Here is a 16856-nt window from a genome sequence, read left to right as displayed (position 1 = left end):
TCATGGTAGCGCCCGCCCGTGGCAGGACCCGAAGCGCTTGCGGAAGGCGCGCGGCTCCACGGCGCCGGGCGCGCCCCACAGGCCCTTGCGCTCGCGGCGCGCCTGCGCCTCCAGCGGCCCGTAAGGCCCGGAGCGGCCGTGAAAGCGCATCGACCAGGCGTAGCCGTTGCGTACCAGCCAGCGCCCCACGTCCTCGCCGCGGTGCTCGATGCGCGCGAGCTCGCGCCCGTAGTCGTCGGCGCCCCGCGTGCGCACCTGCACGACCTGGCCGTGCACCCGTTCGCGCAGGGCGGCCGTCGCCTGGGGGCCGAACGCCTGGCAGCCTTCGGGCGCATCGAGGTCCAGCAGGCGCAGCTCGACGCGTTGCGTGGTGCCCGCCGGCCGCACCCAAACCGTGTCGCCGTCGGTGACGTGGGTGACCGTCGCGCGGAAGTCCGCCGCGTGCGCGGTGCACGCGAGCAGCAGCGCCGCGGCCCCGAGTGCGCGCCTCATGCGAAGTGGTCGAAGCCGGCGAAGCGGCGGCTGACCGGCTGGCCCTGCGCGTCGACGAGGCGCAGCCCGGTCTCGGGCGTGATGCTGCCGATGCGCGTCACGCGCGTGCCTGCCTGCGCGGCGGCGGCTTCGACGGCGCTGCGATGGCGGGGCGAGGCGGTGAACGCGAGCTCGTAGTCGTCGCCGCCGGCGAACACGAGGTCTTCGCAGCGCTCCGCGTCCAGGTCGAGGCCGTCGGCCAGCGCCGCGAGCAGTTCGCCCGCGCGGCCTGCCTCCAGCGTGGCGCCCACGCCCGAGCGCCGCAGCACGTGGCCGAGATCGCCGAGGAGGCCATCGCTCACGTCGATGGCGGCGCTCGCGATGCCGCGCAGCGCGAGGCCCAGCGCGACGCGCGGCACCGGCCGCTCGAGGCGCTCGCGGGCGGCGGCGAAGACGGCCTGCGGCAGCGAGAGCGTGCCGCGGAAGGCTTCCAGCGCGAGCCGTGCATCGCCGAGCGTGCCGCTCACCCAGACGTCGTCTCCCGCGCGCGCGCCCGAGCGCAGCAGCGCCTGCCCGGCCGGCACCTCGCCGAAGACGGTGATGTTGATCGCGAGCGGCCCGCGCGTGGTGTCGCCGCCGACCAGCTCGCAGTCGTGCGCGTCCGCCAGCGCGAACAGGCCCTCGGCGAAGCCGGCCAGCCAGGCTTCGTCCACCTGCGGCAGCGCGAGCGACAGCGTGAAGGCGAGGGGTTGCGCGCCGCAGGCGGCGAGGTCGCTCAGGTTCACGGCCAGCGCCTTGTGGCCCAGCGCACGCGGATCCACGGTGGACAGGAAGTGGCGGCCTTCCACCAGCAGGTCCGTGGAGACGGCCAGCTGCATGCCGGGCGCGGGTTGCAGCAGCGCGCAGTCGTCGCCCACGCCCAGCGGGTTGCGCCGGACGGGTCGGGTGAAGTAGCGCGCGATGAGGTCGAATTCGCCCATGGATGGCGCGAGCTTACCCCCGGGCCCCACGGCCCCGGAAGCGCTCCGCCGCCTGGCGGACGGTCTCGGCCAGCAGGCGCTCGCGCGACTGCGTCTCGCGCAGCCAGCGGGCGTCGTTGGCGCCGCGGTCCGCGCACTGCCGCAGCTGGTCGATCGCCGCGGCGGCGCCGAGCGCGCGGGCATGCGGCTCGATGCGCTCCATGGTGCGAAGGATGTGTTCGCGCAGCGGCAGGTGCTCGCCCGTCGCGGGCTCCACGTACACCGCCTCCAGCCCGAAGCGGCAGGCCTGGAAGCGGTTGTACGTGTAGACCATGTAGTCGTCCTCCTGGGGAACGAAGGGCTGCTCCTCGAGGAACCAGGCGCCCAGCGACTGCACGAAGCCCGCGAGTGCCGCGGCGCGTTCCACCGTCAGCGGCGTGTCGAACACGCGGATCTCGATCGTGCCGTACTCCGGCTTCGGCCGGATGTCCCAGTAGAAGTCCTTCATGCTCTTGACCACGCCCGTGCGCGTCGTCTTGGCGAAGAAGTGCTCGAATTCCGACCACTTCAGCGTGTACGGCGCGCGGCCCGACATCGGGAAGGCGAACACCGAGTTGAGCCGCGCGGAATCGAACTGCGTGTCCTGCCCCTGCACGAAGGGCGAGCTCGCCGACAGCGCGATGAAGTGGGGGATGTAGCGCGACATCCGGTGCAGCATCAGCAGCGCGCTGTCCGCGTCCGGGCAGCCCACGTGCACGTGCTGGCCGAAGATGGTGAACTGCTTGGAGAGGTAGCCGTACAGCTCCGAGAGCTGGCGGAAGCGCGGGCGGTCGTAGATGCGCTGCTCGTGCCACATCTGGAACGGGTGCGTGCCGCCCCCGACGCAGGCGATGTTCAGCTTGTCCGCGCAGCGCACCAGGCCGTCGCGCAGCTGCGTGAGCTGGCCCAGCACGTCGGTGCACGAGTGGCACACGCCCGTGGACACCTCGATCATGCTGGAGGTCATCTCCGGCACGACGGAGCCGGGCAGGGGCATCTTCGCCAGCATGCGCAGCATCTCGTCCGAGTAGGGCGCGAGGTCGTAGTCGTGCGTGTTCACCAGCTGGAGCTCGAGCTCGACGCCCAGCGACAGGGCGCGCGACTCGCCGAAGGTCTCCAGCGCAGGCGCGGGCGACGGCGGGATGGTGGACTCCATGGTCGGTTCCTCGCGCCTATCCACGCAGTTCTCCCGGCGCGAAGGTGTCGTGCGGCTCCCAGGGCTTGGCGCTTTCGCCGGCGCGGTAGATCGCGAAGGTGGCGATGATCGCCCCGAGGATCTCCATCATCAGGATGGCGGGCAGCGTGATGCTCGCGATGCGCGGGCCGAGCGACATGGAGGAGCTCACGAACTGCGACACGAGCAGCAGGGCGATGGAGGACATGGGCGACATGGCGCAGCCGACCCAGAAGGCCTGGCGCCAGCTCGTGCCACTGCCCCAGTTGGCGATCTCCACGCCGAGGATCTTGCAGGCGGAGCGGGTGATGACCAGCGCGAACACGAGGCCCACGACGCCCGGGTTCCAGTCCGCCTTGGCGGCGACGACCGAGACGAGCACGAACATCATCATGGTCAGCAGCGACACCGCCGTGCCCAGCTGCCGGTGCCAGGCCCACGGCCGCGGGTGCAGCTGCTTGAGCATCAGCCCGCCGATCAGCGCGGCGAGCGGCGCCGAGCCGCCGAAGTGCGCGGCCAGCGCCGTGCCCGCGGCGATGAGCGCCACCAGCAGGATGGAGGTGTTCTCGCTCGCGGGGCTCATGAAGCGCAACGCCGTGCGCATGGCGAGGGCCACGAGCGCGCCGACCACGAAGGAGATGCCGAGCACCACCGCCACCGGGTAGAGCGTGCCGAACAAGGTCGTGTCTTCGCGGTGCAGCGTGCCTGCGCGCGCGGCGACCAGGGTCAGCGCATAGAAGGTGCTCAGGGTGGAGAGCACCAGGGCGCGCTCGGTGACCGGCCCGGCCGCCCGCGTGTCCATCACCACGCGGCTCAGCACCGCGGGCGAGGCCGCCATGGCGATGAGCGCCACGCCTTCGGCGACGCTCGCGCGCACGTCGAACCAGCGCAGCACGTAGTACACGGCCACGGCAGTGAGCACCGACTCGAGCAGGCTTTGCAGCAGCACCATCGGGTTGTGGCGGAACCAGCGCAGCGCGATGCGCCCGCCCGATTCGAACAGCACGACCGCGACGCCGAGCTCCAGCAGGAACAGCGCCACGCCTTGCAGTGGCCAGGCCGCGCCGGAGAAGCCCGCCAGGCCCGCGAGCGTGCCGACGATGGAATAGCCCACCACCTTGGGCAGGCCGCTGTAGCGCTGCAGGAGGTGCCCCACCGCGGCGGCGAGCGCGAGCAGCAGCGACCATTGCACGGTGGGGAGGCCGGCCGAGGGGCGCACCCACTCGGCCCAGATGGCCATCACTTCGTTCATCGGCCCTCCGCTAGTGCAGCACGCGGCGCTCGCCGTCGTCGAGCACGAAGGCCGGGATCTCCACCTCGAAGCGCTCGCCGTCCTCGGCGACGCAGAAGTAGCTGCCCCGCATGCTGCCGCTGGCGGTGCGCAGGCGGCACCCGCTGGTGTACTCGAAGGATTCGCCGGGCCGCAGCAGCGGCTGCTGGCCGACGACGCCGAGGCCCTTGACCTCCTCGACTTCCCCGAGCTCGTTGGTGATGACCCAGTGGCGCGAGATCAGCTGCGCGGGGACGTCCCCCGTGTTGCGGATGGTGATGGTGTAGGCGAAGCTCCAGAGACCCTGGCCCGGCGAAGACTGCTCGGGCAGGTACTGCGGCAGCACCTGCACCTCGAAGGCATAGCGTGGCATGGGCCGAATGCTAACCCGGCCGCGCGGCCGGGCAGCGTTTGCGACAATCGGGGCCATGAGCCAGCGCACCTTCCGCATCGCCCCGTCCATCCTTTCCGCCGACTTCGCCCGCCTGGGCGAGGAGGTCCGCAACGTGGTGGCGGCGGGCGCGGACTGGATCCACTTCGACGTGATGGACAACCACTACGTGCCGAACCTGACCTTCGGGCCGATGGTGTGCGCGGCACTGAAGCCGCATGCGAAGAAGCCCGACGGCACGCCTGTGCCCATCGACGTGCACCTGATGGTGCAACCGGTGGATGCGCTGGCGCAGGCGTTCGCCGAGGCCGGCGCGGACTACATCAGCTTCCACCCCGATGCCTCGACGCACGTGCACCGCAGCGTCCAGGCGATCAAGGCCGCCGGCTGCAAGGCGGGGCTCACCTTCAACCCGGCGGAGCCGCTGGACGTGCTGGACTGGGTGCTGGAGGACATCGACCTGGTGCTGCTCATGAGCGTGAACCCGGGCTTCGGCGGCCAGGGCTTCATCGACAGCACGCTGCGCAAGATCGAGCAGGCCCGCAAGCGCATCGACGCGAGCGGCCGCGACATCCGCCTGGAAGTGGATGGCGGCATCAAGACGGACAACATCGCGCGCGTGGCCGCCGCGGGCGCCGACACGTTCGTGGCGGGCAGCGCGATCTTCGGCAAGCCGGACTACAAGGGCGTGATCGACGCCATGCGCACGCAGCTGCGCGGCGCTTAACCCGCCTTCCGGTTCTTGCTGGCCTTGTCGACGGGGGCAGGGTCGGCGGTCTCGCGCACGCGGTGGTAGGTCGCGTCCGTTTCCTGCGCCTTGCTCGTGTCCTGCTGGCCGGAAGTGGCGGCGCGGTGCGCGATCTCGCCCATCTCCCGGATCTGCGGGCTGTCCGCGGCTTGCGAGTCCGCGGATTCGTCGTGTTCGTGCGGCTGGCGCGCCTTGGGTGCCTGGTTCTCGCCCTGGGCGGTCACCGTGTCGTTGCGTGACGGACGCGCGCCGTCGTCCTGTCTTTCTTCCTTCATGTCGTTCATGCCGTTCTCCTTGCGGCCATGGTGCCCCGGCGCCCGCGGCGCGACAGTAGGACGCAGCCTCGGGCGACAGCCGGATGCCCAAGGCCTTGTGGGAAGCCTCCTACGAGGGGTGACGGCGCCGCCCCACAAACTCGCCCGCTGAAGGGCTACGGTCTCCCCGGCTGAGGCGCGCTCCAATGCGGGACCGCACAGCATGACCCAAGGGAGAAAGCGGATGGAGATCGCACCTGTCATCACCTGGCTGGTCGCCGGCTGCATCGCCGCGATCGGGCTCGCCGCACTGGTCCGCACGCTCGAAGCCGTCCTCGACCTCGACCACGGCTGAGCCGCCCGCGCGCGTTTCGCGTCCGGGCCACAACAACAGGAGTGATCCAATGGCGTCTTCCCGCACGGAGGGCTCGCGCAAATCCAAGGCCGGCGACCCGGTCGCCAACCGCCAGAAGCAGCTCGAAGCCTTCACGCAGGGACCCGAGAACGTCCTCACCACCAGCCAGGGAGTGGTGCTGCCGGACAACCACAACTCGCTCAAGGCGGGCCTGCGCGGCCCGACGCTGCTGCAGGACTTCCTGCTGCGCGAGAAGCTCACGCACTTCGACCACGAGCGGATTCCCGAGCGCGTGGTCTTCGCCCGCGGTGCCGCGGCGCACGGCTACTTCGAGCTGACCCGGCCGCTGGTGGAATACACCCGCGCCGACTTCCTGCAGGAGGTCGGCAGCCGCACGCCGGTGTTCGTCCGCTTCTCGAACATGACCGGCTCGCAGGGCTCCGCCGACACCGTGCGCGACGTGCGCGGCTTCTCGGTCAAGTTCTACACGCGCGAGGGCAACTACGACCTGGTGGGCAGCAGCCTGCCGGTGTTCTTCATCCAGGACGCGATGAAGCTGCCGGACCTGGTGCATGCGATGAAGCCGGAGCCGCACCACGGCATGCCGCAGGCCTCGACGGCGCACGACACCTTCTGGGACTTCGTGTCGCTGATGCCCGAGACCTCGCACGCGCTGCTGTGGTTCATGTCGGACCGCGGGCTGCCGCGCAGCTACCGCATGATGGAAGGCTTCGGGGTGCACACCTTCCGCTTCGTGAATGCGCGGGGCGTGTCGCACTTCGTCAAGTTCCACTGGCGTCCCAAGCTCGGCAAGCATGCGCTCGCCTGCGACGAGGCGGTCAAGATCGCCGGGCGCGACCCGGACTTCCTGCGGCGCGACCTGTGGGAATCCATCGAGCGAGGCGACTTCCCCGAGTGGGAGCTCGCGCTGCAGCTGGTGGAGGAAGAGCGCGCGGACAAGCTGGGCATCGACCTGCTGGACGCGACCAAGCTGCTGCCCGAGGAGCAGGTGCCGGTCACCGTCGTCGGCCGCCTGGTCCTGAACCGCAATCCCGAGAACTTCTTCGCCGAGGCGGAGCAGGTGGCCTTCCACCCCGGACACGTCGTCCCCGGCATCGACTTCAGCAACGACCCGCTGCTGCAAGGCCGCCTCTTCGCCTACACGGACGCGCACCTCGCGCGGCTGGGCGGGCCGAACCACGCGGAGCTGCCGATCAACCGCGGCGTGTGCCCCGTGCACAACTTCCAGCGGGACGGGCGCCATCGCGCCGGCATCCCGCGCGGCCGCGTCTCGTACGAGCCCAACACGCTGGGCAGCGGCTCGGAGTTCCGCGTCGACGGCGGCGAGCACGGCTTCCGCACGCAGGAAGAGGCGGTGGAGCCGAGCAAGGTCCGCGGGCGCAGCCCCAGCTTCGACGACCACTTCGCGCAGGCCACGCTGTTCTGGAACAGCCAGAGCAGCTGCGAGAAGGACCACATCATCGCGGCCCTGCAGTACGAGCTCTCCCGGGTGGAGACGCCAGCCATCCGCCAGCGCGTGGTGGACAACCTCGCGCACGTGGACATGCGCCTCGCGCGCAAGGTGGCCGAGCCGCTGGGCATCGGCCCGCCCGACCCGAAGTCCGCCGCGGGGCAGGCCGGCTTCCGCGAACCGCGCGGCCGGCCCGCGCTGGAGAGCGCGCCGTCCCTGAGCATGGAGGCCAATGGCAACGGCATCCAGACGCGGCGCGTGGCGGTGGTGATGGCACCGGGCGTGGAGCTCGGGGCCTACAAGGTGATCCAGCAGGCGCTGCTCGATGCGGGGGCGCAGACGAAGGTCGTGGCCGCGCACCTGGGCTTCGTCGCCTCGTCGTCCGGCCAGCAGGTGCCCATCGACCACACCTTCCAGACGATGCCGTCCGTGATGTTCGACGCCGTGCTGGTACCCGGCGGTGCCGCGAGCGCGCAGGCGCTGCAGAAGGACGGCCAGGCCGTGCACTTCGTGCTGGAAGCCTACCGGCATTGCAAGGCGCTGTGCATCATCGGCGAGTCCGTGGAGATCCTGCGTTCGGCCGGCATCGCGCCAGCCGACGGGCCCGCGCCGGCCGGCGTGGTGATCGGCACCAACGAGCCGACCACGCGGCTGCAGATGGCGCAGGACTTCATCGCGGCCATCGCCCGGCACCGGCACTGGGGGCGGTCGCTCGTGGAGCAGGTCCCCGCCTAGGACCCGGGCTCGGCCGGTCGTCGGAGAAATCCTACAAGCGGATATCGGATGCGCCGACTGCGGCGGGGCGCACGTGCGGGTGCAATCACGCGAATGCCGGTGAAAGCCGGCTTTTTCGCAGTACCCACAGGAGACACGGATGACTTCCAGGACTTCCGGCAGCGACCGCGAGCATTGGAGCGGCGGCCGCGGCTTCGCGGCCATCGACCCGGAGCGGCAGCGCGAGGTCGTCGGCTATGTGCGCCCCAGCGCGATCGAGACGATGCCGGCGCAGCGGTTCGCCCGTCCGCGTGGCGTCCAGCGCCTCGACTGGACGCGCGTGCAACCGGACCGCGACAGCTTCGAAGGCAGCAGCAGCCGCCGCGGCCGCTGAACAGCCCCACCCCCCACAGCCAGGGCCCAGGCCCTGGCTTTTTCTTGGGCGCCGCGCGGCCGCTATCCTCGGCGCATGCCCTTGTCCTTCCGCTCCCCGCCGCAGGCGGCCATCATCGATCTCGACGGGACGCTGGTCGACACGCTCGGCGATTTCACCGCGGCCCTGGACGCGATGGCCGGCGAGCTCCGGCTGCCCGCCGTGTCCTCGCAGGTGGTGAAAGGCTTCATCGGCAAGGGCTCCGAGCACCTGATCCGCTCGGTGCTCGCGCACGTGGGCGCGCCGGCTTCCCTGTACGGCCGCGCCTGGGACGCGTACCAGTCCGCCTACCGCGGGCTGAACGGGCGCTTCGCCGAGGTCTACCCCGGCGTGGTGGACGGGGTGCGTTCCTTGCGCGCTGCGGGGCTGCGCCTCGCCTGCCTCACCAACAAGCCCGGCGAATTCGCCCGCGACCTGCTCGAGGCCAAGGGGCTGGCACCGTGCTTCGAGCTCGTGTTCGGCGGCGATGCCTTCGAGCGCAAGAAGCCCGACCCGCTGCCGCTGGTGAAGACCTGCGAAGCGCTGGGCACCGCGCCGGCTGCCACCTTGATGGTGGGAGATTCGCGCAACGACGCGGCCGCGGCGCGGGCTGCGGGTTGCCAGGTGGTGCTCGTGACCTACGGGTACAACCACGGCGAACCGGTGCGCGCCGTGGATGCGGACGCGTTCATCGATTCGCTGGCGGAACTGGGCCCGCTGCTGCGGACCTGATCAGGCCTGCTTGCCCAGCAGGCTGTCCTTGAGCTTCCAGTCCGCGGGCACGGGGCCGAGCCAGATGCGCATCAGCGCGTTGAAGAACTCCTGCTCCTTGAAGGGCTCGCCCTGCGGCACGCCGCGCACGGACACCACCGTCCCCGTCCCGGGCACCCATTCCAGGGTGAACTGTTCGCCGGACTTCAGGTTCTTGTGGTCGGAGAAGATCTGGCTCATGCGCATGAGGCCGGGGATCAGCTTGGCCATCGCGGCCTTGTCCATGTTGTCCTCGACACCCCGCACGAAGAGCTTGCCGAGCTCGGACGCGTCGATGTCGCGCAGCATGACCACCGTCATGCGCTTCGCGCCGGGCTGGGCAAGGACCTCCTCGGTCGTGCCGGCCTTCTTCGGCAGGTACAGGCCCGCGGCGTACACCTTGAACGGACCCTTGTAGCGGGTGCCGGCGCCATTGAGCAGGAGCTTCGCGCCGCGAATCTCCATCGCCTCCTCGTACTTCACGCCCGAGACCGTCACCTGCGCGCCGGCCCACAAGGGCAGGAAGGCGCAGGCGGCGAACAGGATGCGGGCCAGGAACTGGTTGCGCATTCTTCTCTCCTCCAAGAACGTTTTGTTACGAAAACGCACATTCTGCGGCAAGAAGGGGCAGGGTTTGCAGTCGCCTAAGTGACTTCCGCGGCCTGTCGTATGGCACTGGACAACGGGCCTCCCGTAGCCCTTAGGTCCAAGCGCCAAGGCGAGCGATCACTCCTATAAAAGCCTCCTCCCCCTGGAGGTTCCATGCAAGACCTGCTGCAGTCGCTCGGCTCCACGCTGGAGGCGCAGCGCGCCGACGCCCGCGCCCGTGCCCGGCGCATGTCCCGTTCCTACAAGTGCCGCTGCGGCAACCATGTGTTCTTCGACAACACCGCGTGCCTGAACTGCGACGCGAGGCTGGGCTTCCTGCCGGACGAAGGGCGCGTGGCCGCACTCGACGCCGGGCCGACACCGGGAACCTGGACGACCCCCGGCCGCGACGATGTCCTCAAGTGCTGCGCCAACCGCAACTCGCCGGCGGCGTGCAACTGGATGCTGTACGCGCACAACCCGCACGCCTTCTGCATCGCCTGCCGCCTCAATCGCACGATTCCCGACCTGCAGGACGCCGACAACGCCCGCTACTGGTCGAGGATCGAAGGCGCCAAGCGACGGCTGGTCTCCCAGTTGGTCCAGTTGGGACTGCCGGTGCGCTCCAGGCTCGAAGACCCGGATCGCGGCCTGATGTTCGACTTCCTGCGTTCGCCCCAGGGCGGGCCGCAGGTCATGACCGGGCACGCGAGCGGCCTCATCACGCTGAACGTGGAGGAGGCGGATGACGCGAAGCGCGAGCAGATTCGCCACGCCATGAAGGAGCCGTACCGCACGCTGCTCGGGCACTTCCGCCACGAGGTGGGCCACTACTACTGGGACCGGCTGATCTGGGACACGAAGTGGCTGGAGCCCTTCCGCAAGCTGTTCGGCGACGAGCGCGCGAGCTACGCGGAGGCGCTCAAGCGCAACTACGAGCAGGGACCGCCCGCGGACTGGGCGCTCTCGTACATCAGCTCCTACGCCACCATGCACCCGTGGGAGGACTGGGCGGAGACCTGGGCCCACTACATGCACGCCGTGGACACGCTCACCACCGCGATCGGCTTCGGCCTGGACGCCGAGGACATCGAGGGCGACGTGGTGCCCTTCGGCAAGGACGCGCTCTTCGCGCCGGACGATGCCAATGCGACGCGTTTCCTCGAGCTGCTCAATGGCTGGACGGAAGTGACGCTGGTCGTCAACGAGCTGGCGCGCAGCATGGGCCAGCCGGACTTCTATCCCTTCGTGCTCTCGAAGCCGGCGGTGGCCAAGCTGCAGTTCGTGCAGATGGTCGTCTTCGACGCCCGCACGCAACCGGACCTCTGATGCCATGGAAGCGCCCGCCAGCACCGTGTACCTGAAGGACTACCGCCCGCCGTCCTTCCTGATCCCCGAGGTCGTGCTCGACATCGACCTGCAGTCGGAGGACGAAGCGCTCGTGCAGGCGACGCTCGCCGTGCGCCGCAACCCGGAAGGGGCGGCGTCCGGCACGCTGGTGCTGGACCTCGACGAGGTGGCGGTGGAAGCCGTGGCGATCGACGGCGAGCCGCTGGTGCCCGCGCGCTGGCAGGCCGACGCCCGCCACCTCACGATCCGCGACGTGCCGGAGTCCTTCCGGCTGGCCACGCGCTCGCGCATCCATCCGCGCCGGAACACGAAGCTGATGGGGATCTATACCTCCAGCACCGGCTTCTTCAGCCTGTGCGAGGCGGAAGGCTTCCGCCGCATCACGCCGTTCCTGGACCGCCCCGACGTGATGGCGCGCTACACCGTGACGCTGCACGCCGACGAGGAGCGCTACCCCGTGCTGCTGGCCAACGGCAACCTCGAGGCGCAAGGCGCGGAAGGCGGCGGCCGGCACTGGGCCCGCTGGGTGGATCCCTTCCCGAAGCCTTCCTACCTGTTCGCGGTGGTGGCGGCGCGCCTGGACCGGGAGCAGGACAGCTTCCGCACCCGGTCGGGGCGCAGCGTGCTGCTGCAGTTCTTCGTCGAGCCGGGCAAGCTGGACCAGGGACGCTTCGCGCTGGACGCGCTGAAGCAGGCGATGAAGTGGGACGAGGAGCGCTACGGCCTCGAAGTGGACCTGGACGAATACAACGTCGTGGCCGTGGGCGACTTCAACGCGGGTGCGATGGAGAACAAGGGCCTGAACATCTTCAACACCAAGCTGGTGCTGGCCCGTGCCGACATCTCCACGGACGGGGACTTCAACTTCATCGACCGCACGGTCGCCCACGAGTACTTCCACAACTGGACCGGCAATCGCGTGACCTGCCGCGACTGGTTCCAGCTCGCGCTGAAGGAGGGCCTCACCGTCTTTCGCGAGCAGCAGTACGCGGGAGACCGCTACTCGCGTGCGGTGGCGCGCATCCAGGCCGTGCGCAACCTGCGCACCGGCCAGTTCCCGGAAGACGCGGGGCCGATGGCGCACCCCGTGCGCCCCGCCGCGTACCAGCAGGTGAGCAACTTCTACACGGCGACGGTCTACCAGAAGGGCGCGGAGCTCGTGCGCATGATGCACACGCTCGTGGGGCCGGAGAACTTCCGCAAGGGGATCGCCCTCTACTTCCGCCTGCACGACGGACACGCCGTCACCACCGATGCACTGGTCGAGGCGATCGAGCAGGCGAGCGGCGCCGACCTGGGCCAGTTCCGCCTCTGGTACGAGCAGGCCGGCACGCCGCGGCTGGCGGTGCGCGACCGCTACGACGAGGCGACGCACACCTACGAGCTCACGGTCACGCAGTCCTGCCCGCCGACGCCGGGGCAGCCGACGAAGCAGGCCCTGCACATCCCGCTGGCCGTGGGCCTGCTCGGGCCGAACGGCCGCGAGTTCGCGCTGCGCGTCGAAGGCGAGAAGAACGGGCGCGGCACCAGCACCGTGCTGTCGCTGCGCGGGGAGACGGAGGTGTTCCGTTTCCTCGACGTGCCGGCGCGGCCGGTGCCCTCGCTGGCGCGCAACTTCTCGGCGCCGGTGCTCGTCGACTACCCGTACGACGAGGACGCGCTGCAGCTGCTCCTCGGCTACGACAGCGATCCCTTCAACCGCTGGGAAGCGGGCCAGCGTCTCGCCATGGACCTGCTGCTGGTGGGCGTCGCGGACTTCCGCGCGGGACGGCCCGTGCAGTTCCCCGACTACCTCGCGCAGGCCTTCGGCCGCGTGCTCGCCGACGCGGAGCAGGACCCGGCCTTCGCCGCCGAAGCGCTATCGCTCCCGCCCGAAGTCGTCGTCGCCGAACAGCTGCAGGAGATCGACCCCCTGGCCGTGCATCGCGTGCGCTTCGCGATGCGCACCTTCCTCGCGGAGCGGCTGCACGATGCTTTCCAGGGCGCGTACGAACGGTACGAAACGCCGGGCGCGTACAGCCCGGATGCGGTCTCCGCCGGCCGGCGCGCGCTGCGCAACCTGTCGCTCGCCTTCCTGATGGACCTCGGTGCGCCCACGACGCGCCAGCGGGCCGTGCGGCAGCTGGAGACCGCCACGAACATGACCGACGCGCTGGCCGCGCTCTCCGCGCTGGCCAACTGCGACTGCCCCGAGCGCCGCGTGGCGCTCGACGCGTTCTACGCGAAGTGGCAGGACGAGCCGCTGGTGGTGGACAAGTGGCTGGCCACGGAAGCGCTCTCGCGCCTGCCCGGCACGGTGGAGCGCGTGCGCGACCTCACGCTCCACCCCGCGTTCACGCTGCAGAACCCGAACAAGGTGTACGCGCTGCTCGGGAGCTTCGGCGTGAACCAGGTGAACTTCCATGCGGCGGACGGCTCCGGCTACCGCCTGATGACGGAGCAGGCCCTGCTGCTCGACGCGGTGAACCCGCAGGTCGCCTCGCGCATGGTGCGCAACTTCGAGCGCTACGGGCGCTTCGAGCCGGTGCGGCGCGACCTGATGCGTGCGGCCCTGGAGCAGATCGCCGCGAAGCCGGGCCTCTCGCGGGAGACCGCGGAGGTCGTGGGCAAGGCGCTGGCCTGAGGACACGCCGATGGACACGTCCCGGTCCTTCGTCTCCACCGGCGCGCTGCCCTCGCGCGACGAGATCCGCGCGCTGGTGGAAACCGCCTATGCGCGCTTCCGCAGCGAGCGCGCGGGCGCGGTGGCCGACTACATCCCGGCGCTCGCCGAGGCGGATCCGGACGCCTTCGGCATCTGCCTGGCCAATACGCGTGGCGACACCTTCGCGCTGGGGGATGCCGAGCAGGCGTTCTCGATCCAGAGCGTCTCCAAGCCCTTCGCCTTCGCGCTCGTCTGCGACGCGCTCGGCGCGGAGGAGGCCGCGCTGCGGCTCGGAGTGGATGCGACAGGCCTCGCGTTCAACTCCATCATGGCCGTGGAGCTGCGCGCGGACCGCACGACCAACCCCATGGTGAACTCCGGCGCGATCGCCACCACCAGCCTCGTGCCCGGCGCGAACGCCGAGGAGCGCTGGCAGAACGTGCAGCAGGGGCTGTCGCGCTTCGCGGGCCGCCCGCTCGCGTTCGACGAACGCGTGTACCGGTCCGAGGCGGCGACCAACCAGCGCAATGCCGGCGTGGCCCACCTGCTGCGCGGCTACCAGCGCCTGTACTGCGATCCGGACGAGGCGACCGACGTCTACACGCGCCAATGCTCCCTGCTGGTCACCGCGCGCGATCTCGCGGTGATGGGTGCCACGCTGGCCAGCGGCGGCGTCAACCCCGTCACCAGCGAACAGGTCGTCGCCGCCGACACCTGCCGGCGCGTCCTGGCGGTCATGGCGACGGCGGGCCTGTACGAGCGGTCCGGCCTCTGGCTGTACGACGTGGGGCTTCCCGGCAAGAGCGGCGTGAGCGGCGGCATCGTGACGGTCTCGCCGGGCAAGGGCGCGGTGGCCACGTACTCGCCGCCGCTGGACGCGGCCGGCAACAGCGTGCGCGGGCAACTGGTCACCCGCTTCCTTTCGGAGCGCCTGGGCCTGAACCTCTTCGTCTCCGCTCCCGCGCCGCGGTCGTAGCGCGAAAAGCACGGCCCTTCTGCTGCCGCGCTGGCCGGCGCGGCAGTGTTTGCTACACTGGTCCGGTATGTTCATCCACCGCACGATGATTGCAGGTTGCAGCGACCGGGGAGCCTGGCCCTGGCGTAAGCCTGTTCAAGTGCGCACCTGAAAGCACGGGGCAGCCCGTGCCCCCGCGCCTCCGTCCCGGAGGCACTTCGGATCCCCCCGCGGCGTGCGACACGCCGCAGAGCTTGTGGAGGCTCACCCTTGATCACCGAGCTGGAATTCAAGAGCCTTGCGCTGCAAGGCCACAACCGCATTCCGCTGATCGCCGAGGCGTTCGCGGACCTCGAAACCCCCTTGTCCCTGTACCTGAAGCTCGCGCACGCCAAGGGCGGCGGCAAGCTCAGTTTCCTGCTGGAGTCCGTCGTCGGCGGCGAGCGCTTCGGCCGCTACAGCTTCATCGGCCTGCCGGCGCGCACCTTCCTGCGTGCGAGCGGCTTCGGCGCCGACGCGCGCACCGAAGTCGTCACGGACGGCCAGGTGGTGGAGACGGCGCAGGGCAACCCGCTGGAGTTCGTCGAGGCGTACCAGAAGCGCTTCAAGGTGGCGCTGCGTCCGGGGCTGCCACGCTTCTGCGGCGGCCTGGCCGGCTACTTCGGCTACGACACGGTGCGCTACATCGAGAAGAAGCTGGAGAAGACCTGCCCGCCGGATACCCTCGGCACGCCGGACATCCTGCTGCTGCAGTGCGAGGAGCTGGCGGTCATCGACAACCTCTCGGGCAAGCTGTACCTGATCGTCTACGTGGATCCGGGCAAGCCCGAGGCGTATTCGAACGGCAAGCGCCGCCTGCGTGAACTGAAGGACCAGCTGAAGTACTCCGTGAGCGCGCCCACCGTGCGCCAGACCGAGACCTTCCCGGCGGAGCGCGAGTTCGCGAAGGCCGACTACCTGAAGGCGGTCGAGCGGGCGAAGGAGCTGATCGCCGCCGGCGACTTCATGCAGGTGCAGGTGGGGCAGCGGATCAAGAAGCGCTACACGGAGTCGCCGCTGTCGCTGTACCGGGCGCTGCGTTCGCTGAACCCCAGCCCGTACATGTATTTCTACAACTTCACCGGCGCGACGGCGGACGGGCGCGACTTCCATGTGGTGGGCGCCTCGCCGGAGATCCTGGTGCGGCAGGAGCAGACGCCCGAAGGCCAGAAGGTCACCATCCGCCCGCTCGCCGGCACGCGTCCGCGCGGTGCGACGCCGGAAGTGGACAAGGCGGTGGAGACGGAGCTGCTGGGAGACGCCAAGGAGCGCGCCGAGCACGTGATGCTGATCGACCTGGCGCGCAATGACATCGGCCGCATCGCGCAGACTGGCTCCGTCAAGGTGACCGAGGCCTTCGTGGTGGAGCGCTACAGCCACGTGATGCACATCGTGAGCAACGTGGAAGGCCTGCTGAAGGAGGGCATGACCAGCATGGACGTGCTCAAGGCGACCTTCCCGGCCGGCACGCTGAGCGGCGCGCCCAAGGTGCACGCCATGGAGCTGATCGACCAGCTGGAGCCCACCAAGCGCGGCATCTACGGCGGCGCCTGCGGCTACCTCAGCTACGCCGGCGACATGGACGTCGCCATCGCCATCCGCACCGGCATCATCAAGGACCAGACGCTGTACGTGCAAGCCGCGGCAGGCGTGGTCGCCGATTCGGTGCCGGAGCTGGAGTGGAAGGAAACGGAAGCGAAGGCGAGGGCGCTGATGCGGGCGAGCGAGCTGGTGGAGGAGGGGCTGGAATGAATACCGGACAGCCGGACGCAAAAGTCGCAAAGGTTCCGCAAAAGTCGCAAAAGGAACAGCCGGAGGTGGAGGGAGACTGTTCGCACGCGATCATCGGCGCAGCTGTCGAAGTCCAGAGGGTGCTGGGGACAGGGCTGCTTGAAAGCGCGTATTCAGGCGCGCTGGCGGTCGAATTCGCACAGAGGGGATTGAAGTACCGGAAGGAGGCGGCGATCTCCGGCAACTACAAGGGCGTCGACATAGGCGTTTTGTATCGCGCAGATTTCATCGTCGAAGAATCGGTAGTCGTCGAACTCAAAGCCATCGAGGCGCTTGGCGAATCGCACAGGGCCCAGCTTCTTACCTACCTGCGTCATTCGGGGCACAAGCTGGGGCTCCTCATCAACTTCAACGTATTCCCGGTCACCAAGGGAATCCATCGCATGGTGAACAAGCTATGAAGCATGCACCGGATCCCTTTCGCGACTTTTGCGGAACCTTTGCGACTTTTGCGTCCGGCTGTTCGGCTGTTTCCAGGAGA

Annotated in this window: 16 protein-coding genes; 9 read left to right on the top strand and 7 right to left on the bottom strand. The window is 69.7% G+C overall.

Going from position 1 to position 16856, the window contains the following annotated elements; all coding sequences use genetic code 11:
• Genes H8N03_RS21490 through apaG form a run of 5 tightly spaced genes read right to left on the bottom strand, consistent with a single transcriptional unit; the run spans position 1 to position 4286 of the window.
• Complete coding sequence (locus H8N03_RS21490) at positions 1-492, bottom strand: thermonuclease family protein (protein ID WP_187078276.1); 492 nt, start codon at positions 490-492, stop codon at positions 1-3.
• Positions 489-1451: a thiamine-phosphate kinase gene (gene thiL, locus H8N03_RS21485; RefSeq protein WP_187078275.1), complete on the bottom strand. Its 963-nt coding sequence runs from the start codon at positions 1449-1451 to the stop codon at positions 489-491. Before thiL ends, H8N03_RS21490 begins: the two co-directional genes overlap by 4 nt.
• A 13-nt stretch (positions 1452-1464) precedes the next feature.
• On the bottom strand, positions 1465-2625 hold the full coding sequence (locus H8N03_RS21480; protein WP_187078274.1) for a YbdK family carboxylate-amine ligase: 1161 nt from the start codon (positions 2623-2625) through the stop codon (positions 1465-1467).
• A 16-nt stretch (positions 2626-2641) separates the two neighbouring features.
• Positions 2642-3895, bottom strand: coding sequence for a cation:proton antiporter (locus H8N03_RS21475; protein WP_187078273.1), 1254 nt, complete (start codon positions 3893-3895; stop codon positions 2642-2644).
• 10 nt (positions 3896-3905) lie between these two features.
• A complete protein-coding gene (apaG, locus tag H8N03_RS21470; RefSeq protein ID WP_187078272.1) occupies positions 3906-4286 on the bottom strand; it encodes a Co2+/Mg2+ efflux facilitator ApaG/CorD in 381 nt (126 codons plus the stop codon).
• A 55-nt stretch (positions 4287-4341) separates the two neighbouring features.
• Here apaG and rpe point away from each other — a divergent pair, with 55 nt between their 5' ends.
• Positions 4342-5031, top strand: coding sequence for a ribulose-phosphate 3-epimerase (gene rpe, locus H8N03_RS21465; protein ID WP_187078271.1), 690 nt, complete (start codon positions 4342-4344; stop codon positions 5029-5031).
• Here the strand turns inward: rpe and H8N03_RS21460 are convergent.
• Positions 5028-5336: a hypothetical protein gene (locus H8N03_RS21460; protein ID WP_187078270.1), complete on the bottom strand. Its 309-nt coding sequence runs from the start codon at positions 5334-5336 to the stop codon at positions 5028-5030. The genes rpe and H8N03_RS21460 overlap by 4 nt on opposite strands.
• 374 nt (positions 5337-5710) lie before the next feature.
• Between H8N03_RS21460 and H8N03_RS21455 the strand changes: the two genes are divergently transcribed.
• The 3 genes from H8N03_RS21455 (at position 5711) to H8N03_RS21445 (ending at position 8990) form a co-directional block, all read left to right on the top strand.
• A complete protein-coding gene (locus tag H8N03_RS21455) occupies positions 5711-7867 on the top strand; it encodes a catalase (RefSeq protein WP_187078269.1) in 2157 nt (718 codons plus the stop codon).
• A gap of 139 nt (positions 7868-8006) precedes the next feature.
• Complete coding sequence (locus H8N03_RS21450; protein ID WP_187078268.1) at positions 8007-8240, top strand: hypothetical protein; 234 nt, start codon at positions 8007-8009, stop codon at positions 8238-8240.
• A gap of 75 nt (positions 8241-8315) precedes the next feature.
• A complete protein-coding gene (locus H8N03_RS21445; protein WP_187078267.1) occupies positions 8316-8990 on the top strand; it encodes a phosphoglycolate phosphatase in 675 nt (224 codons plus the stop codon).
• Here H8N03_RS21445 and H8N03_RS21440 read toward each other — a convergent pair whose 3' ends face one another.
• Positions 8991-9578: a chalcone isomerase family protein gene (locus H8N03_RS21440; protein ID WP_187078266.1), complete on the bottom strand. Its 588-nt coding sequence runs from the start codon at positions 9576-9578 to the stop codon at positions 8991-8993.
• A 192-nt stretch (positions 9579-9770) separates the two neighbouring features.
• Between H8N03_RS21440 and H8N03_RS21435 the strand changes: the two genes are divergently transcribed.
• From H8N03_RS21435 to H8N03_RS21415, 5 genes are all read left to right on the top strand, one after another.
• Positions 9771-10925 carry a zinc-binding metallopeptidase family protein gene (locus tag H8N03_RS21435; protein WP_187078265.1) on the top strand — a complete coding sequence of 385 codons (1155 nt, stop codon included), beginning with the start codon at positions 9771-9773 and terminating at the stop codon, positions 10923-10925.
• Between the two features lie 4 nt (positions 10926-10929).
• Positions 10930-13569: an aminopeptidase N gene (gene pepN, locus H8N03_RS21430; RefSeq protein WP_187078264.1), complete on the top strand. Its 2640-nt coding sequence runs from the start codon at positions 10930-10932 to the stop codon at positions 13567-13569.
• 10 nt (positions 13570-13579) lie between these two features.
• Entirely contained in the window at positions 13580-14566 is a 987-nt protein-coding gene (gene glsA, locus H8N03_RS21425; protein WP_187078263.1) for a glutaminase A, read from the top strand.
• Positions 14567-14815: 249 nt separating this feature from the next.
• Positions 14816-16336: an anthranilate synthase component I gene (trpE, locus tag H8N03_RS21420; RefSeq protein ID WP_187078262.1), complete on the top strand. Its 1521-nt coding sequence runs from the start codon at positions 14816-14818 to the stop codon at positions 16334-16336.
• On the top strand, positions 16333-16776 hold the full coding sequence (locus H8N03_RS21415) for a GxxExxY protein (protein WP_187078261.1): 444 nt from the start codon (positions 16333-16335) through the stop codon (positions 16774-16776). The genes trpE and H8N03_RS21415 overlap by 4 nt, the downstream gene beginning before the upstream one ends.
• The last annotated feature ends 80 nt before the right edge of the window (positions 16777-16856 follow it).

This window comes from Ramlibacter cellulosilyticus, assembly GCF_014297465.1.
In the GTDB taxonomy this organism is placed as follows: Bacteria; Pseudomonadota; Gammaproteobacteria; order Burkholderiales; family Burkholderiaceae_C; genus Ramlibacter; species Ramlibacter cellulosilyticus.
This window is presented reverse-complemented; position numbering and strand designations above follow the sequence as displayed.

Excerpts from the sequence above, each read along its gene's own strand:
- H8N03_RS21490 (WP_187078276.1), bottom strand. The coding sequence starts at position 492 with ATGAGGCGCGCACTCGGGGCCGCGGCGCTGCTGCTCGCGTGCACCGCG.
- thiL (WP_187078275.1), bottom strand. The coding sequence starts at position 1,451 with ATGGGCGAATTCGACCTCATCGCGCGCTACTTCACCCGACCCGTCCGG.
- H8N03_RS21480 (WP_187078274.1), bottom strand. The coding sequence starts at position 2,625 with ATGGAGTCCACCATCCCGCCGTCGCCCGCGCCTGCGCTGGAGACCTTC.
- H8N03_RS21475 (WP_187078273.1), bottom strand. The coding sequence starts at position 3,895 with ATGAACGAAGTGATGGCCATCTGGGCCGAGTGGGTGCGCCCCTCGGCC.
- apaG (WP_187078272.1), bottom strand. The coding sequence starts at position 4,286 with ATGCCACGCTATGCCTTCGAGGTGCAGGTGCTGCCGCAGTACCTGCCC.
- rpe (WP_187078271.1), top strand. The coding sequence starts at position 4,342 with ATGAGCCAGCGCACCTTCCGCATCGCCCCGTCCATCCTTTCCGCCGAC.
- H8N03_RS21460 (WP_187078270.1), bottom strand. The coding sequence starts at position 5,336 with ATGAACGACATGAAGGAAGAAAGACAGGACGACGGCGCGCGTCCGTCA.
- H8N03_RS21455 (WP_187078269.1), top strand. The coding sequence starts at position 5,711 with ATGGCGTCTTCCCGCACGGAGGGCTCGCGCAAATCCAAGGCCGGCGAC.
- H8N03_RS21450 (WP_187078268.1), top strand. The coding sequence starts at position 8,007 with ATGACTTCCAGGACTTCCGGCAGCGACCGCGAGCATTGGAGCGGCGGC.
- H8N03_RS21445 (WP_187078267.1), top strand. The coding sequence starts at position 8,316 with ATGCCCTTGTCCTTCCGCTCCCCGCCGCAGGCGGCCATCATCGATCTC.
- H8N03_RS21440 (WP_187078266.1), bottom strand. The coding sequence starts at position 9,578 with ATGCGCAACCAGTTCCTGGCCCGCATCCTGTTCGCCGCCTGCGCCTTC.
- H8N03_RS21435 (WP_187078265.1), top strand. The coding sequence starts at position 9,771 with ATGCAAGACCTGCTGCAGTCGCTCGGCTCCACGCTGGAGGCGCAGCGC.
- pepN (WP_187078264.1), top strand. The coding sequence starts at position 10,930 with ATGGAAGCGCCCGCCAGCACCGTGTACCTGAAGGACTACCGCCCGCCG.
- glsA (WP_187078263.1), top strand. The coding sequence starts at position 13,580 with ATGGACACGTCCCGGTCCTTCGTCTCCACCGGCGCGCTGCCCTCGCGC.
- H8N03_RS21415 (WP_187078261.1), top strand. The coding sequence starts at position 16,333 with ATGAATACCGGACAGCCGGACGCAAAAGTCGCAAAGGTTCCGCAAAAG.